The organism is Halorubrum sp. CSM-61 (assembly GCF_003781945.1).
GTDB lineage: Archaea > Halobacteriota > Halobacteria > Halobacteriales > Haloferacaceae > Halorubrum.
The window spans coordinates 339,572-365,960 of the sequence record NZ_RJJW01000002.1 but is presented as its reverse complement, the minus strand read 5'-3'; the positions used below and the strand labels follow the sequence as shown (position 1 = coordinate 365,960).

Genomic DNA, 26,389 nt, shown 5'->3' with positions numbered 1-26,389 from the left:
GCGTCCCGTCCTAAATCCTCCGTGCGGTCTCGGAGCTCTCGGCCGCCCCTCGAACCGCTCAGTCGAACGCCGGTCGCTCCGCGTACTCGATCGGGTCGCGCTCTCCCGCCCGCCGGAACGCGTCCAACCGGAACGCGCAGGCGTCGCAGGTGCCACACGCCGGCTCCTCGTCGCGGTAACACGACCACGTCAGCTCGTACGGCACGCCGAGTTCCAGTCCCCGCTCCGCGATCTCCGCCTTCGACCACTCGACGAACGGGGCGACCAGATCGATCTCCGTCCCCGGCTTCGTGCCGGCGTCGATGACCCCCTGGAACGCCTCGAAGAAGGCCGGTCGGCAGTCCGGATACCCCGAGAAGTCCTCGGAGTGCGCACCGATGAACACCGCCGAGCAGTCGTTCGCCTCGGCGTAGGACGTCGCCATCGCGAGGAGGTTCGCGTTCCGGAACGGGACGTACGAGGTCGGGATCTCGTCGCTCTCCATGTCCGCGTCCTCGACGTCCATCTCCTCGTCGGTGAGGCTCGACGCGCCGATCGCCGAGAGGTGGCCGGTCCGAACGCGAAGGAACTCCGCGGCGTCGACTTCGTCCGCCAGCGCCTCGGCACACGCGTACTCTTTGTCCTCGGTGCGCTGCCCGTACGAGGTGTGGAGGAAGTACGGCTCGTGGCCGCGCTCGATCGCCTCGTACACCGCCGTCGCGCTGTCCATGCCGCCCGATACCAGAATCACCGCGCCGTCGCCGTTTCCGTTGCTCATGTCTGTCGTTTAAGCTGCGGTCGATGTCGCTTCTGTGCACCGCGTCTCGCGTCCTTGCCGCATCTCACGTCCCCTTCGCGTCGTTCCAGAGGTCGACGTGCAGCCGGGGCGTGTACCGGTAGCCGTGCTCTATCGCCAGCTCGGCGATCTCGTTTCGGACGCGATCCAGTTGGTCCCGCGTCGTCCCCTCGGGCATGAGCAACACCTCGTCGTCGCGCACCCCCGTCGTCGCCGCTTCCCGAATCCGACCGACGATCCCCTCGATCTCCGGGAGGTCGTCGGCGTCGGTCACGACGAACTTCAGCTGACTCTCGTAGTCGTCGACCAGCGCGGCGAGCGCGTCCACGTCGATCCGACGCTCCTCGTGTCGCTCCGCCCACTCGCCGTCGCCCTTCGGGTCGCGTTCGGGCGTCGGCGTGCTGCTCGCCAGCTTCGGGCTGACGCTCGCCAGGTCGATCGCGGCGTCCCGGTGGATCGTCCCGTTCGTCTCGACGGTCGTGTGGTACCCGGCGTCCGAGAGCTCGTCGAGCAGCCGCACCGACGCCTCGTGGATCAGCGGCTCGCCGCCGGTGAGGACCACGTGGTCGGCCTGCTCGTAGGACCGCACCTCGTCCACGATCGAGTCGACGTCGAGCCACGCGCCGCTCGGCTCCCACGAGGTGTTATACGAGTCGCAGAACCAACAGCGGAGGTTACAGCCGGCGGTCCTGACGAACACCGACGGCACCCCGGCGAGCGTCCCCTCTCCCTGGAGCGAGCAGAACACCTCGTTGATCGGGAGCCCGTCGTCGGTCACCTCGTCGTCGGTCGCCTCGCCGTCGGTCGCCTCGCCGTCTCGCGACAGCTCGTCGACGTCGCTCGCGACCGGCATCAGTAGGTGGCACAGAGCTCGCCGGTCTCGCGGACGCTCACCGACACGTCCGAGACGGTGTCCGGGAACGACTCGCGCAGCCGCTCTTCTAAGAGCGCCCCCATCACCTCCGCCGTCGGCGGGTGGTCGAGGACGACGAGCGACTCGCCGTCGCCCGACGCGTCGAACGCCTCCACCAGCGGGTCCCCCCGCTCCACGAGGAACCGGTGGTCCCACGCGTCGACGACGTCGGTCACGTCGCCCTTGTCGACGACCCATCCCTCCTCGCCGAGCGTCCCCGTCACCTCGACGGCGATCTCGTAGTTGTGACCGTGCGGCCGCGAACACTTGCCGTCGTGGTGGAGGAGGCGGTGACCGGCGCTGATCCGGATCGGTCTGTCGCCGCCGATCACGAGCCGCCGTTCCCCGGCGGACTCGAGGAGGCTGGCGTCGCCTTCCCCTCTTGATGTGCTTCGAGGCATACTCGGAGAATACTCAGGGACTATTTAACGGTTGCATTCTCTTTCGCTCGCTGACCCGCCCGGTCGGACCCCCGCGTTGTCGCCCCCACCGCGCTCCGGCCCGCAGTTTAAGTGCGATACCGCGGCACCCGGCGTATGGACTTCGCGTGGGACGTCGATCGGGAGGGCGACGTGTCGCTTGTCCGGTGTCGCGTGCGCAACGACGACGCCGTCCCGCGGCGCGTTCGGATCGAGAGCCGGCTCGACGCGCCCGTGCTCCCGCCCCGGCGGGGCGGCGTCCCGGAGGACGGGTGGGACGAATCGGGCGTGACGCTGCGTCTCGACCCCGGTGAACGGCGGGCGCTCGGCTTCGCGGCCCGCGCTCCGCCGACCGATCCCCCCGTCGAGATCGCCGAGGTGGCGGCGGTCGATCCGGCCGAAAATGAGGGGGGAGGGGGGCCGACCGAGAGCGACGAAGCGACCGCGTCGCCGACGGCCGCCGCCCTCCGGCGGCTCGGCGACCACCGCCCGCCGAGGGACGCGGTCGCGGGTAGGGCGGCCGAGCTCGACACGGCGGGTTCGAGAGGCGAGGCGACGGGTTTGAAGGGTGACGCGGGCGGGCCGGGTCCCACCGCCGACGCCGGTGCCGACGCGACCGACGATGCGATCGACGCCGACGACGCGGCCGGTGATTCCGCCGCCTCCACCTCGCCGCCGGAAGCGACGATGGAGTGGTTCGACGCGGTCGACGCCCGACTGAGCGCGGTCGAGGAACGGATCGACCGGACGGAGCGTCTGACCGACGCCGACCTGGCGACCGCGACGGAGGCGGTCGCGGAGGTCGACGGCGTCGAGGCGCTCTCCGGACTCGACGAGCGCGTCGCCGCCGACGCGGATCGGCTCCGAGAGCTGAGCGAACGCGCGTCGGCGCTCGCGACGCGTGCAGAGGAGACCGACGCGCCGGTCGAGGCGCTGGAGCGGCTAGCGTGATCCTCGCGGTCGCCGGCGGCAAGGGCGGCGTCGGGAAGACGACGCTCGCGTACAACGTCGCCGCCGCGCTCGACGCGGTCGTCGTCGACGCCGACCTCGGGATGGCCGACCTCCCCGGCGGCCGCGGTCCGGACCTCCACGACGTGCTCGCCGGCGCGGCCGACCCGATCGAGACGCTGCGCGCCGGTCCCGTCGACATGGTCCCCTGCGGCCGGACCCTCGCCGGCGCGCGGGCGGCCGACCTCCGGCGGCTCGACGCCGCGGTGGCGGCGATAGAGCGGGAGCGCGGCACCGTCGTCGTCGACTGTCCGGCGGGGCGGCGCGCGGACGCCGGCGTGCCGCTCGCGGTCGCGGACGCGTGCCTGCTCGTCGTGTCGCCGCGGGCGTTCGCGCTGGCCGACGCGATCCGAACCCGGGAGCTCGCCCGCGAGCTCGACGCCGGGCTCGTCGGCTGCGCGGTCAACCGCGTGACCGAGGATCCGCCGACCGACGCGATCGCCGACGCGCTCGGCGCGCCCGCGTCGGTCGTCCCCGCCGACCCGCGGGTCGGGAGGTCGGTCGCCGAGGAGCGACCGGTCGTCGACGACGCGCCGGACAGCGTCGCGGCGGAAGCGGTCCGGGAGATCGCTCGGCGGGTGCCCTCCTGAGTGGCGGCGACTCCGCCCCTCTCGACGACTCGCGAACTCCCGCCTTTTTACCGCTCCGGGACGGATCCCCGACGATGCTCACGGTCGCCTTCCTCGTCGGCGTCGCCGTCCTGACGTTTCTCGCCGTCGAGATCGGTCCCCTGTACGCGGCCGACCGGTTCCGCGACCTCCGCGAGCCGACCGACGCCGAGCGCGGGCGCCTCGACTACCTCCGCGAGACGGCCGGCCTCGACGTGGACCGGGTCGCGATCGAGCGGCGCGGTGAGGCCGAGACCGGAGACAAAAACGGGAGTGAGGCCGTCGGCCGCATCGAGGTCGCGGTCCGCGGCCCGCCCCGCCGGCGCGTGCTGTTCCTCTCGCAGGCCGTGCTCGACGACCTGGACGAGGACGTCGCGGTCGGCCTCCTCGCGGCCGAGACCGGGCGCGTCGAGACGTACTACGGCGAGTTCCGAGCCGTCGCGGTCGCGGCGGTCGTGGGCGTGCTGGCGGCGATCGTCACCGCGACCGTGCCGTTCGACGCGGGGTTCGCGTCGCTCGTCGCCGTCGGGCTCGCGGCGTTCTGGGTCGGGCGGCGGGTGCAGTACGCGGCCGACGACCGCGCCGCGGACGCGGTCGGCGCGGGCCGGGTCGCCGACGCGTTCGAGCGCGCGGCGGCGATCCGCGGGGTCGAGCCGGAGACCGGCGACTGGTCGACGTGGTTCGAGGTGCAGCCGCCGCTCGGCGATCGGATCGCGGCGCTGCGGGAGCGAGAGGGATCGGAAGCGGCGTGAGCCGTTGCCTCCGCGTTTGAACGCTATTGCGCGTGCTCGGCGACGACCGCCGTCGCGTCGACGCTGATCTCGTAGTCGTCGACCGAAAGCGAGACGAAGAGATCGGCTCCGCGCTGGCCGGCCACGAGTTCGTCCAGCGCCTCGAGGTCGACGTGGTCGTAGAGGAAGATCCCCGCCTCGTCGGCGAGGTCCACCGGATCGACGCCGGCGACGCCGGCGAGGGCCTCGACGACGGCGTGGCTCGGCGACAGTCCGCCGTCGCCGTGTTCGACGCGAACCGCCTCCGGGGCCGACTCCTCGCCCCGGGAATTCGACGTTACGCTGCTCATACGGGAATTGGCTCCGAACATCTATATAAAAACCCCACCCGCGTATATCGTTATTGAAATTTTGCGGATGAGCGTTCGAGTTCGGATTCGTTCTCGCGTGAGTCGCGCGCGGCGGATTCCGCCCCGCGGCCGGGCGGTGAAACCGCGCTCGGCGGCGGCGACGTGCCGGAACCGTTACCAACCAGCCAGACGCCTATAGAGACAACTCGAATGCGACTCCCGGAACGACAGCTCGCGGTCCTCGAGGCCGCGAGCGCGACCGACGAACGGACGATAGACGAGATCGCGGCGGAGACCGGCCTGAAACCCGAGACGGTCACCGGCGCCGCCTTCGACCTCCGCGACGAGGGGCTCCTCTCCGTCGTCGAGACCGCCGCCGAGACCCTCGATCTCACCGACGAGGGGCGACGGTACGTCGACGACGCGCTCCCCGAGACGCGGCTCTACCGGGCCGGGCTCGCGGTCGGCGCCGACGAGTCACCGGTCTCGATGGGGCGAGTCATCGGCGAGGCCGACCTCGACGGTCCCGAGGTGGACATCGCGCTCTCGAACTTCGCGCGCAAGGGCTTCGGCTCGATCGACTCGGGCGAACTGACCGCCGATCCGGACGCCGATCCGGGCGCCGACCCGGAGGCCGCCGCGCTCGCCGCGCTCGCCGACGGCGACGACCCCGCGGTCGACGAGGCCGTGCTCGACCAGCTCGACTCGCGCGGGCTCGTCGACCGCGGCGAGTCGGTCACCCGGTCGGTGACGCTCACCGACGACGGCGTCGACGCGCTGATGATGGGCGTCGAGGCGACCGAGACGGTCGCGCAGGTCACGCCGGAGCTGCTCGCCAGCGGCGAGTGGCGCGACGTGGAGTTCTCCGAGTACAACGTCGAGGCCGACGCGCCCGCGGCGCGGGGCGGCCGGAAACACGTCCTCCGCCGGACCGCGGACCGCGTCAAGGACGTGTTAGTCGGGATGGGCTTTCAGGAGATGGAGGGTCCCCACGCCGACAGCGACTTCTGGATCAACGACTGCCTGTTCATGCCGCAGGACCACCCGGCGCGGACCCACTGGGACCGGTTCGCGCTGGACGTGCCGCCGATGGAGGGGATCCCGGACGAGCTAATGGCTCGCGTCGAGGCGGCCCACCGCGACGGCTGGGGGCTCGACGGCGACGGCTACCACTCGCCGTGGTCGCAGGACTTCGCCCGCGAGGTCGCCCTCCGCGGTCACACCACCTCGCTCTCGATGCGGTACCTCTCGGGGATCGCGGGCGCCGAGCTGGAACCCCCGCAGCGCTACTTCTCCGTGGAGAAGGTGTACCGCAACGACACGCTCGACCCGACCCACCTGCTGGAGTTCTTCCAGATCGAGGGGTGGGTGATGGCCGAGGACCTCTCGGTCCGCGACCTGATGGGCACCTTCGAGGAGTTCTACCGGCAGTTCGGAATTACGGATATCCGGTTCAAGCCCCACTACAACCCGTACACGGAGCCGTCCTTCGAGCTGTTCGGGGAACACCCCGAGACGGGCGAGGAGATCGAGATCGGGAACTCCGGGGTCTTCCGCGAGGAGGTCACCGGCCCGCTCGGCGTCGACTGCGACGTGATGGCGTGGGGGCTGGCCTTGGAGCGGCTCGCGATGCTGACGACGGGCGCGGAGGACATCCGCGACCTCCACGGGACCTTGGCGGACATCGAGTTCCTGCGCGACGCGGAGGTGAGCTACTGATGCCCGTCGTCGACATCGACACCGACGAGCTGCGCGGGTTGACGGGTCGCACCGACACGAGCGACGAGGAGTTCACGGAGGACCTGTTCGGGCTCGGGCTGGAGTTCGAGGGGGAGACCGACGACGGCCTCCTCCAGTTCGAGTTCGCGCCCGACCGGCTCGACCGGCTCTCGGTCGAGGGCGTCGCGCGCTCGCTGCGCTACCACTACGGCGACGACCGCGGCGTCTACGTCCCCGAGACGAACGACCCCGAGTGGACCATCGAGGTCGACGAATCGGTCCCCGACGAGCGCCCGTACGTCACCGGCGCCGTGGTCCGCGGCGTCGACCTCGACGAGGGCGCGCTCGACTCGCTGATCCAGCTGCAGGAGAAGCTCCACGCGACGATGGGGCGCGGCCGCGCGAAGGGCGCCATCGGCATCCACGACCTCGCGATGGTCAAGGGAGCGCCCTTACAGGAGGGCGCGGAGCCGTCGATCACCTACCGCGGCGTCGACCCCGACGGCGACACGTTCGTCCCGCTGGACGCGAACGACGAGCTGACGCCCAACGAGGTGCTCGCCGAACACGCCACCGGGCAGACGTACGCCGACCTCGTCGCGGATCTCGACCGATACCCCGCTATCTACGACGAGCTCGGCCTCTTCTCGTTCCCGCCCGTCATCAACGGGAAGCGCACCGAGGTGACGACGGGTTCCCGCGAGCTGTTCGTCGAGCTCACCGGCACCGACCAGTGGACGATCGACCGGATGTGCAACATCGTCTGTTACGCCCTCTCCGCCCGCGGCGCGACGATCGAGGAGGTCGAGGTGAACTACGCCGACGGCGCGACCCACCCGAGCGAGTACGGCGCGGAGCTGGTCCGTCCGAACTTCGACACCGACGAGAAGGCGGTGGGCCACGACCGGATCGAGACCCTCCTCGGCGTCGACTTCGAGCCCGAGGAGGTCGTCGACTGCTTCGAGCGCGCCGGCCTCGACGCCTCCTACACCCTCGACGAGGACGTGACCTACGAAGTGGAGATTCCGCCCTACCGCGTCGACGTACTCCACCCGCTCGATCTGGTCGACGACGTGGGACGGGCCTACGGCTTCGACAACCTGGAGCCGCGCTACCCCGACGTGGGGACGGTCGGCGGCCGCCACGAGCGCTCCCGGCTGGAGGACGCGGTCCGGACGAGCCTCGTCGGGCTCGGCTTCGAGGACCTGCTCAACTTCCACATGACGAGCGGGACCGAGAACTACGACCGGATGAACCTGGAGGCGGGGACCGACGCCTTCGGCGGCGGCGACGCCGTCGAGATCACGGAGCCGTACAGCGAGGAGTACACCCAGCTCCGCACGTGGGCGGTCCCGTCGCTGCTGATGTTGCTGGAGCGGAACACCCACAACGCCTACCCGCAAGACGTCGCGGAGGTCGGCTTCGCGGCCGGGCGCGACGAGACGCAGGACACGAACGTCGCCGAGCGCCGCCACGTCGCCGGCGCGGTCGCCCGCCGCGACGCCTCCTACGAGGCCGCGAAGGGCCGCCTGAAGGCGGTGTGCGACGACTTCGGCGCGGACCTGGAGACCCCGCGCACGGAGCATCCCTCCTTCATCGACGGCCGGACCGCCGCGGTCGTGATCGACGGCGAGGAGGTCGGCGTGATCGGTGAGATCCACCCGGCGGTCCTCGTCGAACACGACCTGGAGGTTCCCGTCGCCGCCTTCGAGTTCCACCTGGACGCGTTACGGTAATTCGGAGTCGGTCTTTGCGTTACTGTCGGGCGCTTATCCGTAGTTAATGCCGGATCGACGGTGAACACTTCCAAAGGCCCAACCGCTCGTTTATAAGTGGTTGACCGCCGATCGACGGTGAACACTTCCAAAGCCCCAGCCGCGCTCGGCTCCCACAGCTCGCTGCGCTCCTCGCTCGCGTTGCTCGCTGCGGTGCTTACGTCGCTGGGGTTCGCCGAGCGCGGCTGCCCCTTTGAGTCCCACCCGACCGCAACCGCACCGCACCTCACGCCTCCCCAACCTCGCGGTTCGCGCTCTCCGAGCGCTCACCGCGTCCCTCGCACGACGCTCCTCGCGGCCGCCGATGGCGGCCACTCGGAGGCGCGCGCCACCGCACCGCCGTGTTTGTTTAAATACCGTATCGTTTCTGACGCCGCCCCTCGATCAGCCCTCGAACCCGTCTTCCCATCGGAACGTGCCGTTCCGCTGAACGACCTCGCCGTCGATCTCCAGTCGGGAATTCTCGCTCACGTCGCTGATCATGTCGACGTGGACCGCGCTGTCGTTGCCCGACTCGCCCTCGGGCAGGCAGGCGTCGTAGGCGCGTCCCACGGCGAGGTGAATCGTGTCGCCCATCTTCTCGTCGAAGAGGATCGAGTCGGTGAACCGATCGATGCCGCGGTTCATCCCGATGCCGAGCTCGCCGAGCCGCCGGGCGCCCGCGTCGGTGTCGAGCACGCTCGCGAGCGCGTCCTCGCCGGCGCCCGCGGAGAAGTCGACGACTTCGCCGTCCTCGAAGACGAGGTGCACGTCCCGGACGCGCGTCGCGTCGATCGTCATCGGCACGTCGAAGAACGCCTCGCCCTCGGTGTCGTAGGGGGCGGTGAACACCTCGCCGGAGGGGAGGTTGTGCGAGTCGTACGCAACGGAGGCGGCGGAGTTGACCGCGGTGCGGCCCGCGATCGACATGGACACGTCCGTGTCGGGGGCGTCGTCGCGCTCGGTGACGATCCGGACCTCGTCGCCGGCGTCGAGGGCCTCTTTCATCGCCGCCATCTCGTCGGCGAGCGCCTCCCAGTCGCGGAGCACGGCGTCGTAGACGAAGTCCCGGTACTCCTCGTAGGCCATCCCGGCCTGCTGGGCGAGCGAGCGCGTCGGGTGGACCGTCGACACCCAGTCGGTGTCCATCCGCGCCTCGCGCACGTCCCGTCGGGCTTTCGCGTACGCCCGCCGCGTCTCGCTCGACACGTCCGCGGTCGCGGTGGTGTTGCGCCCGCCGCCGATCCGGAGGTAGGCGTCCGCGGCCTCGAACAGCGCGCGCTCGACGGCCGGGTCGTCGTCGAAGGCGGGCGCGTCGCCGTCGCCGGCGCTGTCGTCGCCCTCCGCTCCCGCCTCGCTCCCCTTCAGATACGCCCGCGAGACCTCGTCCGATCCGTACAGCGTCGTGACGTTCGCGCCCCGCTCGCCGAGCGCCTCGGCGACCGCGACGCCCAGCTCGTGGGCGTCCTCGGCGACGCTCACGACCACGTCGTCGCCGGCCTCGACCCGCGCGCTCCAGTCGACGAGCACCGCCGCGTGTTCGCGTACGCGTTCGTCCATGCCGTGTGGTGTCGGTCGCCCGGTAAAAACCCCGCTTCATCGGCCGCACGCGCCGGTTCGGCGTCTCGCGACGCCGCCGATCCAGGCGTTTCGACCGTCGCCGTCGTCAGCGAAACCTGCCCCGGTGCCGGCCGCTTATGTGCGCGCACCCGAAGGGGTAGGACATGAACGAGGAGTCACCCGCGGACAGACGCTCTCCCGTCGGCGAGCCCGTCGTCCGGGCGGACCCGGAGGTCACGGGCGAGCGCGCCGCCGAGGCGGTGGGGTTCGACCCCGACGACCCCGAGAGCGTCGCCGAGGCGGCCGAGACGGTCGCCCGCTTCGCGGCCGGCGACGTCGGCGACGACGACCACGTGCTGATGCTCCGGGGGGCGGCCGCCTGCGCCGCGCTCGTCCGCGGCGTCGGCTCGTACAAGGCGGCCGCCGAGCGCGCGGGCGACGAGGTGTCGGTGGCGTTCATCCGCAAGTGGGCCCGCGTCCACGACCTCCCGCAGGCGATCCGCAGGCAGGTCGCGAGCGGGCGGATCGCGCCGAGCGCGGCGAAACACGTCGCGCGCCTCGGCGGTACCGACCGCTACCTGCTGGCGTGGGCGACCATCGACGGCGACCTCACGGTCCGGGAGGTGCGCTCCATCGCCTCCGCCGTCAACGACGGGAGCGACGTCGAGACCGCGGTCCGCGAGGCGGGCGTCGAGCTCGGCCACGTCGAGATCGACCTCCCGCTCGACGCCTACGTCGAGCTCAGGCGACGCGCCTCGAACCGGAACATCGAGCCCGGCGACCTCGTCGCCGAGGCGCTCGACGACTACTTCGCCGAGTCGGACCCGGAGTAGCCCTCCGAGTCGGGCGCGGCGTACTCCGCCGCGAACCGACCGACCGCGGCCGCGATCGCTTCTCTCCCGCTTTCGACTTCCTCCCACGCGATCGTCTCGTCCGGGTAGTGCGCCTCCGTGACGGTCCCCGGTCCGAGCAGGACCGTCGGGATCCCCGCCGCGACGTAGTGCCGGGAGTCCGCGCCGTAGGTCGCGCCCGTCGGCTCCGCGTCGGGGAGTCCCGCCTCGACGAGCCCCGCCCGCGCCGCCGCCACGATCGGCTCGTCGACGGCGACCTCGCTCGCCTCGAACTGCACCGAGAACCGCTCGAACGTCGGCGGGTGCTCGCGGAGCCACGGGTCGTCCGCGACGACCTCCGCTAACCGCGCGCGGAACGCCGCCTCCACCTCGTCGACCGTCTCGCCGGGCGCGACGCCGATCCGGAACTCGGCGGTCAGCGTCGCCGGCACCGTCGACGCCCACGACCCGGCCTCGACCGTCCCGCACACCACCGGCCACGGCACCGGGAACTCGCCGTACAGGGGGTGCTCGACCGCCTCGGCGCGCTCCGTCTCCAGCTCCATGAACGCACCTCGGATCGCCTCGAACCGCGGGAGCACGTCCTCGCCGCGCCAGCGCGTGGCGGCGTGAGCGCTCCGCCCGGTCAGCTCTAACCGCGCCATCAGCGACCCCTCGGTGGCGACCACGGGGCTCAGCTCCGTCGGCTCCGCGACGATCGCGGCGTCGCGCTCGAAGGGGTAGGGGTTCGCGAGCGCCGCGGTCGCGGCCCCGTACCCGCCGTCCTCCTCGCCGGCGACCGCCTCGACGACGACCCGGACCCCCGCGTCCGGGAGATCGAGCGCGCCGGTCTCGACCGCCTCCCGCACGTCGAGGGCCGCGCCGACGCACGCCGCGACCCCCGACTTCATGTCCGCGGCGCCGCGGGCGGTGAGGGTCTCGCCGGTATCGCCTTCCTCCTCGCCCTCGCTCTCCCCCCACACCGGCTCGAACGGATCGCTCGACCACTCCCCAGATTCGGCCGGTACCACGTCGATGTGGCCGTTCAAGACGACCGTGGGAGTGTTGTCGGTCGCGTCCTCGTCGTCGCTTTCCCCTTCGTCGGCCCCGCCGAGTTCGAGCACGCCCGCGACGCTCCGCCGACCAGTCACGTCCGCCTCGTCGAGGTCGTCCGGGAAGGAGGGGTGATCGGCGAGCAGGTCCGGATCGGCGTCCCACGCGTACGTCTCGAACCCGAGCGCGTCGAGCTCGCCCTCGACGAAGTCGGCGGCGGCCGCCTCCTCGCCGGCCGTGGAGGCGAACCGGCAGAGATCGGCGGCGAACGCGCGCATGTCGAAGTCCATGCGGTCGGCGACGGTGGCGTTCCGGGAAACCGTTTCGGGTCGACGGGCGCTCCCCTCGCTGCACGCGGTTTCTAAACGTTTATCCGTGGTCTCGCCGTACCGATTCGTGTCTGGGCCGGTAGCTCAGTTAGGGAGAGCGTCCGGCTTTTAACCGGACGGTCGGGGGTTCGAATCCCTCCCGGCCCGTGCACTGAACCGCCGAGCGACAGCGAGGCGGTGAGGGAACCGGCAGGAGGGATTCGAACCAGAGAGCACGCAGCGCCGAGCGAAGCGAGGCGATCGTGCGACCGTGGTTCGAATCCCTCCCGGCCCACCATCACTCCCGCTAACAACACCACAAGCGACGGCGCCGCGGCTCACGAGCGCGAAAACCGGGGGAAGAACGCGTGACGCGTCGCCGTCGAACCGGCGAGGCGCGTGCCGGGTTCAGTACCCGAGCTGCTCGCGCACGAGGACGACCGTCGTCCGGCCCTCCTCGGTCTCGCGGCGGTAGATGAGCTGCTTGGCGATCGCCGACTCGACGCCGTACGCCTCCTGTGCGCGCTCGTTCTCCAGCGGGTACGCGACCGACTCCAGCCGGTCGAGCGCGTCGTCGAGCGTCGGAACGATCTTGTTCGTGCCCGTGACGATGACCACGTTGCCGGCGGCGAACGGGTACGCCCCGACTCGGCTGCCGGAGAGGTCGGCGGCGACGAGCTCGCCCGTCTGCGCGACCGCGTTGATGCCGCCGAGGAAGTAGTCGGCCGTCTGCGACTCGCGCCGCGCGGTCTGTCGTTCGGCGTCGTCGTCGATGCTCCAGATCTCGTCGGGGAGGCTCTCCCACTCGTGGTCGCCCTCGCCGAGGAGGTCGTCGAAGCCGATCTCCTCGAGGGTGGTCGAGTGCCCGTTCATCACGGAGACGCCCGCGGGGATCTGCGACCGGACCGCCTCCAGCGCCTCGTCGGCGTCGTCGACGACGATCACGTCGAAGCCGCGCTCCTCGAGGTTCGCGACCGTCTCCTCGACGGTCTCGTCGTCGGGAAGTTCGTCCAGTTCCGCGTCGATCTCGGCGTCGTCTGCGTAGTCGGCTTTCTGCTGTGGCATTGTGAAGGTAAAAACCTCGTCGGAGGATCGAACGGCCGGGAGTCACTTAACCGCTCGCGGACACCGCTGTCCGGTGGTTACGCGGGTGTTACCCTCGTGTCGACGACGACGAATATGCGGGTCGGTACCGATGAACGCGATCGCTCGGCGAGCCGGCGGCTCCGCGGTCGTCGAGGCGGTCGTCGATAAAAATCGCGTGTCGTCGAGGCCCGAAGGGGCGCGCGACGGTCGGTCGAGAGGCGGTGCGGTTCGGCGAAGCGGCTGCGGTCGGTTGGGGTGTGAAGGCGTTAACCGAACTTCACATCGCGCCGCCCATACCGCCCATGCCGCCCATGCCGCCGCCCATTCCGCCGGGCGCGCCGCCGGGGCCGCCGTCGTCGCCGCCGTCGTCGGTGCCGCCGCCCTTGAGGTCGCCGGCCGCGATGACGTCGTCGATGCGGAGGATCATGACTGCCGCCTCGGTGGCGGACTCGATGGCCTGGGTCTTGACGCGGAGCGGCTCCACGACGCCCTCGGCCTCCATGTCGATCACGTCGCCCGTGTAGGCGTCGAGACCGGCGCCGAACTCACCGCCGTCGTGGCGGGAGCGGAGGTCGACCAGCGAGTCGATGGGGTCGAGACCCGCGTTCTCGGCGAGGGTGCGCGGGATGACTTCCAGCGCGTCTGCGAACGCCTCGACGGCGAGCTGCTCGCGGCCGCCGACGGAGTCGGCGAAGTCGCGGAGCTGGAGTGCCAGCTCGGCCTCGGGGGCGCCGCCGCCGGGCAGCACCTTCCCGTCGAGCAGCGTCGTGCGGACGACGCCGAGCGAGTCGTCGATTGCGCGCTCGACCTCGTCGACGACGTGTTCGGTGCCGCCGCGGAGGATGAGCGTGACGGACTTCGCCTCTTCGACGTCCTCGACGAAGATGCGCTCGTCGCCGCCGATGTCCTTCTGGGCGACGGAGCCAGCGAAGCCGAGGTCGTCCGTCTCGATGTCCTCGAGGTTGGAGACGACGCGGCCGCCGGTCGCGCGGGCGAGGCGCTTGAGGTCGTCGGACTTCGCGCGGCGGACGGCGAGGATGCCCTCCTGCGCGAGGTAGTGCTGCGCCATGTCGTCGATGCCGTCACCGACGAAGACGACGTCGGCGCCGATCTCCGTCAGGTGGTCGACCATCTCGCGGAGCTGCTCCTCCTCCTGGTCGAGGAATTGCTGGAGCTGGTCGGGGTCCGTGACGTTGACCTCGGCGTCGATCTCCGTCTCCTTCACTTCGATTGCGCCGTCGAACAGCGCCACGTCGGCGTCCTCGACCGCGAAGGGCATGTTCTCGTCGACGCGCTCCTTGTCGACGATGACGCCCTCGACGAGCTCGGACTTGTCGATCGAGCTGCCGACGACCTTCTCGACGGAGACGTTCTCCGTGTCGATGCCGTCGTCGTCCTGGACCGCGAGGACGGAGTCGACGACGAGCTCGGCGAGCAGGTCCTTGGAGTTCTCGGCGCCCTTGCCCGTCATCGCCGTCTCGGCGATCTCGACGAGCGTGTCGTAGTCGTCCGCGGAGACGTCGATGGCCTCCTCGTCGAGGATCTCCTTGGCCTTCTCGGCGGCCTGGCGGTACCCCTGCGCGAGGGTGGTCGCGTGGATGTCCTGGTCGAGGAGCTCCTCGGCCTGATCGAGGAGCTCACCGGCGACGACGACGGCGGAGGTGGTCCCGTCACCGACCTCCTCCTCCTGCGTCTCGCTGACCTCGACGATCATGTTGGCCGCCGGGTGGTCGATGTCCATCTCCTTCAGGATGGTGACGCCGTCGTTCGTGACGACGACGGACCCGCCGGAGTCGACGAGCATCTTGTCCATCCCTTTCGGGCCGAGCGTGGTGCGGACGGACTCCGCGACCGCCTTCCCGGCCGTGATGTTCATGTTCTGAGCGTCCTTTCCGGATGTTCGCTGCGACTCCTCGGAAAGTACGATCATGGGCTGATTGCCCATCCGCTGGCGCTGTGACATTACAGCCATTGATTGATTGTGATTCTATATAAATCCTTTGTTCGGTGCGTGCGAAACCGCAACACGGTGGGGGAGTATCGGGCAGTATGAGTCACGTTCACACGCCTCTTTTATATAGAAGCCTAGATCGAGTGGTGGGACGCGGATCGCTCCCAGCGAGACGGCGGGTACTCGCGAGACCGTCCGCGACGCCACCACAGCAGGTAGTACAACAGTATGACGCCCGAAACCGGCGCGAAAACGCCCCAGAAGGCCGGATAGTCGCTCCCGCGAGCGTGGGCGTCGAAATTCACCCAGATGCCGGTCGCCATCCAGACGAACAGTGCGAGGTTGACATGCTCCCCGCGCTGAAGCGCGAGGCTTTCTCCCCGATTCTCCGTAACAGGGAGGTCCTCACCCGCCTCCGACATCGACTCCGACCCAGTAGTACTCGCCCTCGTACGCGACGTAGCTGTTGTAACAGTCCGTATCGAGTATGGCCGGTGAGCTCGTGGACGTGTAGTCGCCGCGGTCGGCGCTCTCGAAGTCGACGCCCTCGATCGCGGCCTCGAACTCGTCTCGGGCGGCGGCCGGGAGCGCCTCGAACTCGCAGACCGACCCGTCATCGGGGTCCGATTCCGGTGCCTCCACGACGACCCTGTATTTCGACTCCTCGACGCCGTTCTCGCCATCGTCGGTTTCGCCGTTCGCGGTGTCGGATTCGTTGTCTCCGTCGTCCGGCCGGTCGTTTCCGCCGCCCGGATCGTCTTCCCCGCCGTCGGTTTCGTTGTTCCCGTCGTTCGGATCGTCGTCGGTACAGCCGGCGATCGCCGCCGACAGCGCACAGGCGAGGAGGGCTCGTCGTCTCATAGTCGGTGAGGCCACGGGTGGTGCAAATACTTTCTGTCGAAATCGGCTGTATGTCCCCCGAGGACACGGTGTGGCCGCGCCGCTCAAGTGTCTCGCCCCCCAACGACACGTATAGTGAGCGACGCCGACTCCCCCCTCTCCGAGGACCGTCCGACCGTCGACCGCCCCCTCCGCGTCGACGCCCCGTTCGAGCCCGCGGGCGACCAGCCGGAGGCGATCGAGAAGCTGGTCGAGGGGTTCGAGTCGGGCGCCGACAAGCAGACCCTGCTGGGCGTCACCGGCTCCGGGAAGACCAACACCGTCTCGTGGGTCGCCGAGGAGCTCGATCAGCCGACCCTCGTCTTGGCCCACAACAAGACGCTCGCCGCCCAGCTGTACGAGGAGTTCCGCGAGCTGTTCCCGGACAACGCCGTCGAGTACTTCGTCTCCTACTACGATTACTACCAGCCGGAGGCGTACGTCGAGCAGACGGACACGTTCATCGACAAGGAGATGTCGATAAACGAGGAGATCGACCGCCTGCGCCACTCCGCGACGCGCTCGCTCCTGACGCGTGACGACGTGATCGTGGTGGCCTCCGTCTCCGCGATCTACGGGCTCGGTGACCCGCAGAACTACCGCGACATGGCGCTCCGGTTGGAGATGGGCGAGGAGGTCGGCCGCGAGCGGCTGCTCGCCGACCTCGTCGACCTGAACTACGAGCGCAACGACGTGGACTTCACGCAGGGCACCTTCCGGGTTCGGGGCGACACCGTCGAGATCTACCCGATGTACGGGCGGTACGCGGTCCGGGTGGAGCTGTGGGGCGAGGAGATCGACCGGATGCTCAAGGTCGACCCGATGAAAGGCGAGGTCGTCTCGGAGGAGCCCGCCGTCATGCTCCACCCCGCGGAGCACTACTCGATCCCGGACGACCAGCTGGAGCAGGCGATCGCGGAGATCGAGGACCTGATGGAGAAGCGGGTGAGCTACTTCGAGCGGCAGGGCGACCTCGTGGCGGCCCAGCGCATCGAGGAACGCACCACCTTCGACCTGGAGATGCTACGGGAGGCGGGCTACTGCTCGGGGATCGAGAACTACTCGGTCCACATGGACGACCGCGAGTCCGGCGACGCCCCCTACACCCTGCTCGACTACTTCCCCGACGACTTCCTCACCGTCGTCGACGAGTCCCACCAGACGATCCCCCAGATAAAGGGCCAGTACGAGGGCGACAAGTCGCGGAAAGACTCGCTCGTCGAGAACGGGTTCCGGCTCCCGACCGCCTACGACAACCGCCCGCTCACGTTCGAGGAGTTCGAGGAGAAGACGGACCGCACCCTCTACGTCTCGGCGACGCCGGGCGACTACGAGCGCGAGACCTCCGATCAGATCGTCGAGCAGATCGTCCGGCCGACCCACCTCGTCGACCCGAAGGTGGAGATCGCGGAGGCGACGGGGCAGGTCGAGAACCTCCTCGAACGGGTCGACGACCGGATCGAGCGCGACGAGCGCGTCTTGGTCACCACGCTCACCAAGCGAATGGCCGAGGACCTCACGGAGTACTTCGAGGAGGCCGGGATCGACGTGGCGTACATGCACGACGAGACGGACACCCTCGAACGCCACGAGATCATCCGCGACCTCCGACTGGGCAACATCGACGTGCTCGTCGGGATCAACCTCCTGCGCGAGGGGCTCGACATCCCGGAGGTCTCGCTCGTCGCCATCCTCGACGCCGACCAGGAGGGGTTCCTCCGCTCCACGACGACCCTCGTCCAGACGATGGGGCGGGCCGCGCGCAACGTCAACGGCGAGGTCGTCCTCTACGCCGACCGGGTGACCGACTCGATGGAGGAAGCCATCGAGGAGACCCAGCGCCGCCGCGAGATCCAGCTCGAGTACAACGAGGAGCACGGCTACGAGGCGACCACCATCGACAAGCCGGTCGGGGAGACGAACCTGCCGGGGTCGAAGACGGACACCTCGTCGGTCAGCGTCGGCGACGTGGAGAGCGAAGAGGAGGCGAAAGCGCAGATCGAGGCGCTCGAAGAACGGATGGACGAGGCCGCGAGCAACCTGGAGTTCGAGCTGGCGGCCGACATCCGCGACCGGATCGCGGAGCTCCGCCGCGCGTTCGAGCTCGACGGCGGCGACGACGGCGTGCCGGCGCCGATGATCGACGAGTAGCGGTCCGCTCTCACTCCCTACCCTTACTCCCGTCCCGGCTCCGATTCTCGCGCGCCGAGACCCGCGACGCCGGGGTTTTTAACCGCGACCGTCGGAACGCGTCACATGAAGCGCCGCGCGCTGGTGGCCGGCCTCTGTACCGTCGCCAGCGCGGGCTGTACCGATCGGCTCCACGACCTGGCGGCGTCGACGCCGCGGGACCTCGCCGTCCGGAGTGACTACGTCGACGGCGACCCGCTCGTCGAGGGACAGAGCGTTCGCTCGCGCCCGGAGGGACTGGTGACCCACGCCGCCTCCTTCCGGTCGAAGTCGGCGGCGAAGGCCGCGGTTCTCCCCGATCAACCGGAGACGATGGCGTTCGTCGAGGCCACCTCGTTCGTCGGCGACGGCGGCAGGGCGGTGCTCGTCGCCGCGCAGCGGCTCACCGCACCCGAGGTCGAACTCCGGCTGGGGTCGGTCAGCCGCATCGGGGACCACTCACTCCGCGTCGCCGTCGACGTCGCGGGCGTTCGCGGCGAGGTCGAGACCGACGAACCGGTGGTCAAGACCCTTCTTCTGCGACTGGCGGACGAGCGAGGGCCGCCCGCTCGCGTGGTCGTCTCGATCGAGGGCGACCGCGCCGGCGTGACCGTCTGACGCGGGCCCTCGATCACGAGATACGAACAGTCACCTCCCGAGACAGTTTTGTATCCGCGCGGTGTCCGACCGATCATGAGTACCCTCCGCCGTCGTCTCGTCGGATCGGTCGCCCTCCTCGCCGCCGCGGCGTCGCTGTACCTCGCGTCCGAGACCACCCTCGCGGTCGTCCCCTCGTCGTCGAGCCCGACGGGGCTCTCGGTCGTCACGCCCTCGCCGGTCTCGCTGCTCGCTTCGCCGCTCCTGCTCGCGGCCGGGTCGGTGCTGCTGGTCGGCGGCGTCGCCGCGCTCGCCGACGCCGACCTCTCCGCGCGCGCCGCGCTGTCCGCGCCGGCGATAGGTGCCGCGACCGCGGTCGCGTTCGGGCTCGGTCTCGGGGTAGCTCCCGAATCGACCCTCGCGACCGCGACCGATCCGGCCGCGTACGACCTCCTTCGATCCGGATTCGGCGCCCGGATCGCCGCCGGGGCCATCGCCGGCGCCGCTATCGCGCCCGTGGTCCGCGCCACGATCACGGAGGACACGGTCACGCTGCTCGTCGGCGCGGCCCTGCTGCTCGCGTCGGTCGTCGCCGGGTCCGGCTCTCCGCTCGGACTCGTCACTGGTGGCGTCTCCGGCGCCGGCGCGGTGGGGTTGCTCTGGGCGGTCGATCCCGAGACGTGGCGGCCCTGATTCGGGCCGGGAACTCCCCCTATCGAGAAATCGCGTGATCGGTGCTCAGTCGCTCGGCCGCTCGCTTTCCGCCTCAAGTTCGCTGTCCCGGTCGGCCTCGCGGATCTCCTCGTCCTGCCGGGCGGGGTCGGCGTTGTCCGAGTCTCACGCGTTGTCTGTCCCCCGCTCGCGTCCGGGATCGGGTTCGCACTTCTCGCCGAACCGCTCTGTGGAGCCCTCGCGATTGGACTGGCGCGGGCTTGACGCCGCCAGTCGGCGCCGTAGCAACCACCAGTACCCGGAGATCACCGCTCAGTCTTCGTCTCGGCACCGCCCGTTCGCGGATCGGAGGGACAACTCCGCTCCCCTATTATGAAAGTGAGGTTGTTATACTACAATTTTATTGGTAATACTTATAACAGTGGAGTCTGTGTGATTCGATACGGTTCACACGGCCAAACTCACGGTACGCTGTAAGACCGTCTTCCGAGCGACGCGATCACGGTCGAACTCACCGGACTGACGCCAGACAGTGGCAGAGGCAATCTAACGCGATCGGTCACGTTCGAGATGACCAACGATGAGTGAAAGCGAAAACGCAAACACGAACGCGAGTACAGGCGAAGATATAGAGACGGACATCTTTTCGGAGAGGAAACAGCTGAAGCCCTACGAGTACGCCGACTTCCTCGACTACGTCGAGGCGATTCGGAACAGCTACTGGGTGCACACGGAGTTTAATTTCGACGGAGATGTCCAAGACTTCAAGGTCAACACGAACGCTGCTGAGCAGACCGTTATCAAGCGGACGATGTTGGCCATCGCACAGATCGAGGTACAGGTGAAGACGTTTTGGTCGGACATCTACGAGGAGATGCCCAAGGCCGAGGTCGGGAATGTGGGCATGACCTTCGCGGAGAGTGAAGTGCGGCACATGGACGCCTACAGCCATTTACTCGATGTCTTGGGGATCACGGACGATTTCGAGCAGGTGACTGAGGAGCCAGCGATGAAAAAGCGGATCGAGTATCTCGACGAATACCTGGAGAAGAGCGAGAGCGACGACGAACGGGAGTACGTGATGAGCATCCTGCTGTTCAGCACGTTCGTCGAGCACGTATCGCTGTTCAGCCAGTTCCTCATAATGACGAGCTTCGACAAGCACGAAAAGAAATTCAAGGGGATAGCGAACGCCGTCGAAGCGACCAGCAAAGAGGAGCAGATTCACGGTCTGTTCGGGGTCGAACTGGTAGAGACGATCAGAGAGGAGAACCCGGATCTCTTCGATGACGACTTCGAGGAGGACGTCCAGGAGGCTTGTCAGCAGGCGTACGAGGCAGAGATGGAGATTCTCGATTGGATTTTCGAGGATGGAGAGCTGGAGTTTCTCCCTCGAACGCACGTGAACGCGTTTCTGCGAGACCGGTTCAATCAGAGTCTAAAAAACGTCGGCGTGGAGCCGGTATTCGAGACAGACGATGACCTGCTTGAGGAGACGCGCTGGTTCGACGAGGACATTATGATGACGAAAGATAACGATTTCTTCAGCAAGCGGTCGACCACGTACAACAAACACACGCAGAGCGTTACCGCCGAGGACATGTTTTAACAATGGCACAAACAGCACTCGATCACGTCGATCAACAGCACGAAGAGCCGTTCTACTGGTTGAACGAGGACAGCAGAGAGTTCCTCAGAGAGGGGTATCTGCTTGAGGGCGTCACAGCCGAAGAGAGAGTCAGACAAATAGCGGAGCGCGCTGAAGAAATCCTCGACGACGAGGGCTTCGCCGACACGTTCTACGAGTACATGAGCCGAGGCTACTATAGCCTCGCCAGCCCAGTGTGGTCCAACTTCGGACTGGACAGAGGCCTTCCTATCAGTTGCTTCGGCAGCTACATGGAGGATAACATAGAGAGTATTCTCCACACCCAGGCAGAGGTGGGCGAAATGACCAAGCAGGGCGGAGGCACGAGCGGGTACTTCGGCGAGCTGCGGCCGCGAGGCAGTCCGATAACGGACAACGGCAAGAGTAACGGGAGCTACAGTTTCACGGAGCTGTTCGACACGATCATCAACGTCATCAGCCAGGGTGAAACCCGGAGAGGGCAGTTCGCTGGCTATATCGACGTCGAACACGACGACTTGGAAGAGTGGCTTAACATCAAAACCGAAGGGGACCCGGTACAGGACATCTACTACGGCGTCATCATCGGCGATGACTGGTTCCAAGCGATGGTCGACGGCGACGAAGAGAAACGAGAGACGTGGGCAGATATCATCGAGACCCGGATCAACATCGGCGTCCCGTATATCATTTTCCGGGGGAACATGAACGAGGGGAAACCGCAGGTGTACAAGGACAAGGACTACCAGATTAACGCGTCCAATCTTTGTACCGAGATAGCACTGCCGGCCACGGCTGACGAGAGCTTCGTCTGCTGTCTCTCGAGTATGAACGCTCTCCACTACGACGAATGGAAGGATACCGATGCAGTGGAGACACTGACGCGGTTTCTGGACGCGGTGATGGAGGAATTCATTCAAAAAACGGAGGGGACACGGTTCATGGAGCGGGCCGTGCGGTTTGCGAAGCGACACAGAGCGATAGGGATCGGCGTCCTCGGGTGGCACAGCTATCTCCAGAGCAACATGATCCCCTTCGACAGTATGGAAGCGATGGAGAAGAACGATGAGTTGTTCCGGACGATCAAAGAGCGGAGCTACGAGGCGAGTGAAGCGCTTGCCGACGAGTTCGGGGAGCCGGAGGTCCTAGAGGGGTACGGCAGGCGGAACACGACGACGATGAGCGTGGCCCCGACAAAATCGAGCAGCGTTATTCTGGGTCAGGTCAGTCCGAGCATCGAGCCGCTGAAAGCGAACTACTTCGTGCGAGACGGCGCGAAGCTGAAATCGACGCAAAAAAACAGATTCCTTCAGGCTATACTGGCGGAGCGAGACGAAGACACGCGCGAAGTCTGGGACAGCATCGCAAACAAAGACGGGAGCGTTCAACATCTCGAGTGTCTGACGGACGAAGAGAAAGAGGTGTTCAAGACTTTTGCAGAGATACCACAGATGGCGATCATCAACCAAGCAGCACAGAGACAGAAACACATAGACCAAGCACAGAGCGTGAACGTCTCTATCGACCCGAGTGAAGTGAGCGTCAAGGAGATCAATCAGCTCTACATAGAAGCCTGGAAGAAGGGGGTAAAGAGCCTCTACTATCAGCACAGCGTGAACGCTGCACAGAAATTCAGTCGAGATATTCTCGAGTGCAGGGCCTGTGAGAGCTGATCGCTCCTCGTAGGCGGCTCGCCTGCCGTCCCGGTCGCTCAGTCTTCGACTCCAGATCGACGCCCCGGTCCGCCTCGCGGTCGATGTCTTCGGATTCGAGGATCTTTGACATCCTCCCCGCGCTGAAGCGCGAGGCTTTCTCCCCGATTCTCCGTAAAACTGGGTAGCGCCGCCGGCGCGGTCGTGGTAGCAACCCGCTTGCCGTCGACGACGCGTGACACCCGTCGCTCGGCTCTCAGTCCCCCGGTCGCTCGCTTTCGGCCTCCAGCTCGATATCTCGGTCGCCCTCCCGGTCGAGATCCGCCTCGCCGGACACCTCCGCGTCCCGAAGGGTGTCGGCGTCGCGGGTCTCGTCGGTTCGGAGGTCGTTGTCGGCGACCGAGTCGAGCTCCTCTAACGCGCTCTCGATGTCTTCGAGCCCGAGCAGCCTCTCCGTCTCCTCGTCGAACTCCTTGCCCTCTAACCCCTCCATCTGTTGTACGTCGGAACCGGACAGCGCCTTGCCGTAGCGGCCGACGAGGCTGGTGAGCTCCTGCGGGAGGACGAACGTCGTCGACTCGCCTTTCCCGATCTCTTCTAAGGTCTCCATACCGCGCTCGATGATGGCACGCTCGCCCATCGACTCGGCCGAGCGGGCGCGGAGGACCGTCGAGATCGCGTCCCCCTGCGCCTCGAGGATCTGCGACTGCTTTTCACCCTGCGCGCGGATAATGTTCGACTGCTTGTCGCCCTCCGCCTGCTCGATCGCCGAGCGGCGTTCCCCCTGCGCTTCGAGGATCATCGCGCGGCGGCGGCGCTCGGCGCCGGTCTGTTGCTCCATCGCGCGCTGGACCTCCTGTGAGGGGCTCACCTCGCGGACCTCGACCGCCTCGACCCGGATCCCCCACTCGTCGGTCGGCTCGTCCAGCTCCTCGTTGATGCGGTCGTTGATCTGGTCGCGCCGGGAGAGCGTGTCGTCGAGCTCCATGTCGCCGAGGACGGCGCGGAGGGTGGTCTGCGCGAGGTTCGAGACGGCGTTCTTGTAGTCGTCGACTTCGAGGAAGGCCTTCTTCGCGTCCATCACCTTGATGTAGACGACGGCGTCCGCGGTCACCGGGGAGTTGTCCCGCGTGATCGCCGACTGGCTCGGCACGTCGATCGTCTGCGTCCGCATGTCGAACGCGTACGTTCGGGAGACGAACGGCGGGATGAGGTGGACGCCCGGCTGGAGGAGCTTCCGGTACTCGCCGAACACCGTGAGCGCCTCCTTGTCGTAGGCGTCGACGATTTCGACCGCGCTGACGACCGTGACCGCCGCGACCAACACCGCGAGCGCCCCGACCCCGTAGACGAGGCTCTGGCTGAGGAGGGCGAAGCCGACGAGGAGCGCGCCCGCGAGCGCCGTGTACCGCCAGACGGCGTCCGGGATCGACCCCGTCGCCTCCCCGATCTCGAAGGCGTCGTCGCGCGGACCTTGTGTTCCCATAGTCCACGTTACGGGCCGACGCTGTTAACGGTTGTCACGAGAGGAGTCGTTCGACTCGGAATCGCCGGCGTTCGCGGATCTCCGACTCCCAGACCCGTCTCCGAGGTACCGGAAACGCCCGCGACGGTCGGGCGGCTTTAAGCGCTCGGCGCGCGCATGCAGGGGTATGCCAGCCGACGAAGACGACGTCGACCGCGAGTTCCGCACGCGAAGCGTCCACGCGGGGTCGAACCCGGACCCGGCGACCGGGGCCCGGGCGACGCCCATCTACCAGACGACCTCCTACGAGTTCGAGGACGCCGACCACGCCGCCCGGCTGTTCGCGTTAGAGGAGGCGGGCAACGTCTACTCGCGGATCATGAACCCGACGAACGCCGCCCTCGAGGAGCGGATCGCCTCGCTCGAGAACGGCGTGGGCGCGGTCGCCACGTCGTCGGGGATGGCGGCGTTCGATCTCGCGACGTTCATGCTCGCGTCCGCGGGCGACAACGTCGTCTCGTCGTCGGCGCTGTACGGCGGCACCTACACCTACCTCACGCACTCGGTCGAGCGCCGCGGGGTCTCGACGCGGTTCGTCGACCCGCTCGACTACGAGGGGTACGCCGACGCGATCGACGAGGACACCGCCTACGTCCACCTCGAGACCATCGGGAACCCCGCCCTCGTCACGCCGGACATCGAGCGGATCGCCGACATCGCGCACGACCACGGCGTCCCGCTGTTCGTCGACAACACGTTCGCGACCCCCTATCTCTGCCGCCCGCTCGACCACGGCGCGGACCTCGTCTGGGAGTCGACGACCAAGTGGCTCACCGGCAACGGCACCACCGTCGGCGGCGTCCTCGTCGACGGCGGGTCGTTCCCGTGGGGCGAGCACGCCGAGAAGTACCCGGAGATCGCGCAGGACAACCCGGCGTACCACGGGATAAACTACGTCGAGGCGTTCGGCGACGCGGCGTTCACCTTCGCGGCGGTCACCCGCGGGCTGCGCGACCTGGGCGACCAGCAGTCGCCGTTCGACGCGTGGAACACCCTCCAGCAGACCGAGTCGCTCCCGCTGCGGATGGACCGCCACTGCGAGAACGCCGGGATCGTCGCGGAGTACCTCGAGGACCACGACGAGGTGGCGTGGGTGAACTACCCCGGACTGGAGAGCCACGAGACCCACGAGGAGGCCAGCGAGTACTTAGAGGGCGGCTACGGCGGCATGATCACCTTCGGGCTTGAGGGCGGCTACGAGGCCGCGAAGGGGACCGTCGAGAACGCGGATCTGGCCTCGCTTCTCGCCAACGTCGGCGACGCGAAGACGCTCGTCATCCACCCGGCGTCGACGACCCACCAACAGTTGACGGAGGAGGAACAGGAGGCCGCCGGCGTCACCGGCGACATGGTGCGTCTCTCCGTCGGCATCGAGGACCCGGCCGACATCGTGGCCGACCTCGAGGCGGCGATCGAGCGCGCGTCGGCGTAGGCCGGCAGAGCGGTCACCTCACTCCGGTTCGTACACAGCGACATCGAGTTTTGACCGCACCGCGTCGCTGCCGAACGTCTTCTCGGCGGTCGCGAACGTCCCGCCGCGTTCGACTGCCGACGCGGCGATGAGCGCATCGAGCTGATCGACCGGTGAACCCTCATCGAGAAGGTCGTCTTGGAGCCGCCGAGCTTCGATCGCGGTTCGCTCCGTGACGTCGAGCACCCGAATCGATCCGGTCACTGCCTGCCGCACCGTCGCCGGATCGGCGCCGATGTAGCCGTACGTCGCACCCATCAACGCCTCGTACAGCACGATCGACGAGACCGCCCACTGGTCGTTCTCGTGTGCCGTGAGGAATTCTTTCGCCGCGTCCGTCCCGTTTAGGTAGTCGCTGAGGACGTTGTTGTCGAGGACGAGCACGCTCACGCGTCCCGTCCGTCGCGAGCTCGATCGTCCGTCTGTTCGACGGCTCGGTCCATCGACTCGCGCATCGAGTCCCGCAGGCCGTCCACGCCCTCGCGAGACGCCTCGGGGTCACCGCTGGCGACGCCGAATCCCGCCCACTTGTCCGTCGAAGCGAGCCGCAGGATGACGTCGTCGTAGCTCTCGTCGTCTCGCTTGTGGAGGTCGAGCCGCTCTTTCGCGTCTCGCGAGACCCGGATGGAGGTGTCCCCCGCCATGTATGCAGTTACGTATGCATCAGTGATAAAGATGCGGTCGCGTGTGGGCTCGACGTCGGGGGCGGGAGCGAATTCGGCATCCGCAGTC

General features: G+C 68.0%; 24 protein-coding genes and 1 tRNA gene. 13 read left to right on the top strand and 12 right to left on the bottom strand.

Annotated features, from left to right (window positions below):
- Positions 1-58: 58 nt before the first annotated feature.
- The 3 genes from queC to EDM04_RS04805 form a co-directional block, all read right to left on the bottom strand.
- Positions 59-757, bottom strand: coding sequence for a 7-cyano-7-deazaguanine synthase QueC (gene queC, locus EDM04_RS04815; protein WP_123620015.1), 699 nt, complete (start codon positions 755-757; stop codon positions 59-61).
- A 64-nt stretch (positions 758-821) separates the two neighbouring features.
- Positions 822-1,628 carry a 7-carboxy-7-deazaguanine synthase QueE gene (locus EDM04_RS04810; protein ID WP_123620014.1) on the bottom strand — a complete coding sequence of 269 codons (807 nt, stop codon included), beginning with the start codon at positions 1,626-1,628 and terminating at the stop codon, positions 822-824.
- Positions 1,628-2,089, bottom strand: a complete 462-nt coding sequence (locus EDM04_RS04805; RefSeq protein WP_123620013.1) for a 6-pyruvoyl tetrahydropterin synthase family protein — start codon at positions 2,087-2,089, stop codon at positions 1,628-1,630. The genes EDM04_RS04810 and EDM04_RS04805 overlap by 1 nt, the downstream gene beginning before the upstream one ends.
- Positions 2,090-2,224: 135 nt before the next feature.
- On the opposite strand from EDM04_RS04805, the gene EDM04_RS04800 reads away from it, so the two are divergent.
- From EDM04_RS04800 to EDM04_RS04790, 3 genes are all read left to right on the top strand, one after another.
- Positions 2,225-3,058, top strand: a complete 834-nt coding sequence (locus tag EDM04_RS04800; protein WP_123620012.1) for a hypothetical protein — start codon at positions 2,225-2,227, stop codon at positions 3,056-3,058.
- Entirely contained in the window at positions 3,055-3,705 is a 651-nt protein-coding gene (locus EDM04_RS04795; protein ID WP_123620011.1) for a chromosome partitioning protein ParA, read from the top strand. The genes EDM04_RS04800 and EDM04_RS04795 overlap by 4 nt, the downstream gene beginning before the upstream one ends.
- 74 nt (positions 3,706-3,779) lie before the next feature.
- Positions 3,780-4,475 (top strand): peptidase, encoded by a 696-nt coding sequence (locus EDM04_RS04790; protein WP_123620010.1) that lies wholly within the window; start codon positions 3,780-3,782, stop codon positions 4,473-4,475.
- A gap of 23 nt (positions 4,476-4,498) precedes the next feature.
- Here EDM04_RS04790 and EDM04_RS04785 read toward each other — a convergent pair whose 3' ends face one another.
- Positions 4,499-4,804: a HalOD1 output domain-containing protein gene (locus EDM04_RS04785; protein WP_123620009.1), complete on the bottom strand. Its 306-nt coding sequence runs from the start codon at positions 4,802-4,804 to the stop codon at positions 4,499-4,501.
- A gap of 210 nt (positions 4,805-5,014) precedes the next feature.
- Between EDM04_RS04785 and EDM04_RS04780 the strand changes: the two genes are divergently transcribed.
- Together EDM04_RS04780 and pheT are read left to right on the top strand one after the other, a co-directional pair.
- The gene (locus tag EDM04_RS04780) at positions 5,015-6,523 is read left to right on the top strand and encodes a phenylalanine--tRNA ligase subunit alpha (protein ID WP_123620008.1); all 1,509 of its coding nucleotides are present in this window, start codon (positions 5,015-5,017) and stop codon (positions 6,521-6,523) included.
- A complete protein-coding gene (gene pheT / locus EDM04_RS04775) occupies positions 6,523-8,259 on the top strand; it encodes a phenylalanine--tRNA ligase subunit beta (RefSeq protein ID WP_123620007.1) in 1,737 nt (578 codons plus the stop codon). Before EDM04_RS04780 ends, pheT begins: the two co-directional genes overlap by 1 nt.
- A gap of 423 nt (positions 8,260-8,682) precedes the next feature.
- Here the strand turns inward: pheT and EDM04_RS04770 are convergent, their stop codons facing one another.
- Entirely contained in the window at positions 8,683-9,837 is a 1,155-nt protein-coding gene (locus EDM04_RS04770; RefSeq protein ID WP_123620006.1) for an aminopeptidase, read from the bottom strand.
- Positions 9,838-10,001: 164 nt separating this feature from the next.
- Here EDM04_RS04770 and EDM04_RS04765 point away from each other — a divergent pair, with 164 nt between their 5' ends.
- Positions 10,002-10,670, top strand: a complete 669-nt coding sequence (locus tag EDM04_RS04765; RefSeq protein WP_123620005.1) for a hypothetical protein — start codon at positions 10,002-10,004, stop codon at positions 10,668-10,670.
- Here EDM04_RS04765 and EDM04_RS04760 read toward each other — a convergent pair.
- Complete coding sequence (locus EDM04_RS04760; protein ID WP_123620004.1) at positions 10,643-12,010, bottom strand: M20/M25/M40 family metallo-hydrolase; 1,368 nt, start codon at positions 12,008-12,010, stop codon at positions 10,643-10,645. The genes EDM04_RS04765 and EDM04_RS04760 overlap by 28 nt on opposite strands.
- Positions 12,011-12,122: 112 nt before the next feature.
- Between EDM04_RS04760 and EDM04_RS04755 the strand changes: the two genes are divergently transcribed.
- Positions 12,123-12,196, top strand: a tRNA-Lys gene (locus EDM04_RS04755).
- A gap of 240 nt (positions 12,197-12,436) precedes the next feature.
- Here the strand turns inward: EDM04_RS04755 and EDM04_RS04750 are convergent.
- The 3 genes from EDM04_RS04750 to EDM04_RS04735 all read right to left on the bottom strand — a co-directional run bounded on the left by EDM04_RS04750 (position 12,437) and on the right by EDM04_RS04735 (position 15,926).
- Positions 12,437-13,093 carry a lactate utilization protein gene (locus EDM04_RS04750; RefSeq protein ID WP_123620003.1) on the bottom strand — a complete coding sequence of 219 codons (657 nt, stop codon included), beginning with the start codon at positions 13,091-13,093 and terminating at the stop codon, positions 12,437-12,439.
- A gap of 298 nt (positions 13,094-13,391) precedes the next feature.
- The gene (thsA, locus tag EDM04_RS04745) at positions 13,392-15,044 is read right to left on the bottom strand and encodes a thermosome subunit alpha (protein WP_123620178.1); all 1,653 of its coding nucleotides are present in this window, start codon (positions 15,042-15,044) and stop codon (positions 13,392-13,394) included.
- Between the two features lie 426 nt (positions 15,045-15,470).
- Positions 15,471-15,926, bottom strand: coding sequence for a hypothetical protein (locus tag EDM04_RS04735; protein ID WP_123620001.1), 456 nt, complete (start codon positions 15,924-15,926; stop codon positions 15,471-15,473).
- A gap of 114 nt (positions 15,927-16,040) precedes the next feature.
- On the opposite strand from EDM04_RS04735, the gene uvrB reads away from it, so the two are divergent.
- The 5 genes from uvrB (at position 16,041) to EDM04_RS04710 (ending at position 22,682) form a co-directional block, all read left to right on the top strand.
- A complete protein-coding gene (gene uvrB, locus EDM04_RS04730) occupies positions 16,041-18,095 on the top strand; it encodes an excinuclease ABC subunit UvrB (RefSeq protein ID WP_123620000.1) in 2,055 nt (684 codons plus the stop codon).
- A gap of 105 nt (positions 18,096-18,200) precedes the next feature.
- Positions 18,201-18,731, top strand: coding sequence for a hypothetical protein (locus EDM04_RS04725; protein WP_123619999.1), 531 nt, complete (start codon positions 18,201-18,203; stop codon positions 18,729-18,731).
- 75 nt (positions 18,732-18,806) lie between these two features.
- Positions 18,807-19,403 carry a hypothetical protein gene (locus tag EDM04_RS04720; RefSeq protein ID WP_123619998.1) on the top strand — a complete coding sequence of 199 codons (597 nt, stop codon included), beginning with the start codon at positions 18,807-18,809 and terminating at the stop codon, positions 19,401-19,403.
- Positions 19,404-19,962: 559 nt separating this feature from the next.
- A complete protein-coding gene (locus tag EDM04_RS04715) occupies positions 19,963-20,991 on the top strand; it encodes a ribonucleotide-diphosphate reductase subunit beta (RefSeq protein ID WP_123619997.1) in 1,029 nt (342 codons plus the stop codon).
- A 2-nt stretch (positions 20,992-20,993) separates the two neighbouring features.
- The gene (locus EDM04_RS04710) at positions 20,994-22,682 is read left to right on the top strand and encodes a ribonucleoside-diphosphate reductase subunit alpha (protein ID WP_123619996.1); all 1,689 of its coding nucleotides are present in this window, start codon (positions 20,994-20,996) and stop codon (positions 22,680-22,682) included.
- 235 nt (positions 22,683-22,917) lie between these two features.
- Here the strand turns inward: EDM04_RS04710 and EDM04_RS04705 are convergent, their stop codons facing one another.
- A complete protein-coding gene (locus EDM04_RS04705) occupies positions 22,918-24,147 on the bottom strand; it encodes an SPFH domain-containing protein (RefSeq protein ID WP_123619995.1) in 1,230 nt (409 codons plus the stop codon).
- 166 nt (positions 24,148-24,313) lie between these two features.
- On the opposite strand from EDM04_RS04705, the gene EDM04_RS04700 reads away from it, so the two are divergent.
- The gene (locus EDM04_RS04700; protein ID WP_123619994.1) at positions 24,314-25,618 is read left to right on the top strand and encodes an O-acetylhomoserine aminocarboxypropyltransferase/cysteine synthase family protein; all 1,305 of its coding nucleotides are present in this window, start codon (positions 24,314-24,316) and stop codon (positions 25,616-25,618) included.
- A gap of 18 nt (positions 25,619-25,636) precedes the next feature.
- On the opposite strand, the gene EDM04_RS04695 is transcribed toward EDM04_RS04700, so the two are convergent.
- Positions 25,637-26,047, bottom strand: a complete 411-nt coding sequence (locus EDM04_RS04695) for a PIN domain-containing protein (RefSeq protein ID WP_206424423.1) — start codon at positions 26,045-26,047, stop codon at positions 25,637-25,639.
- Positions 26,044-26,301, bottom strand: coding sequence for an antitoxin VapB family protein (locus EDM04_RS04690; protein WP_123619993.1), 258 nt, complete (start codon positions 26,299-26,301; stop codon positions 26,044-26,046). The genes EDM04_RS04695 and EDM04_RS04690 overlap by 4 nt, the downstream gene beginning before the upstream one ends.
- Positions 26,302-26,389 lie beyond the last annotated feature (88 nt).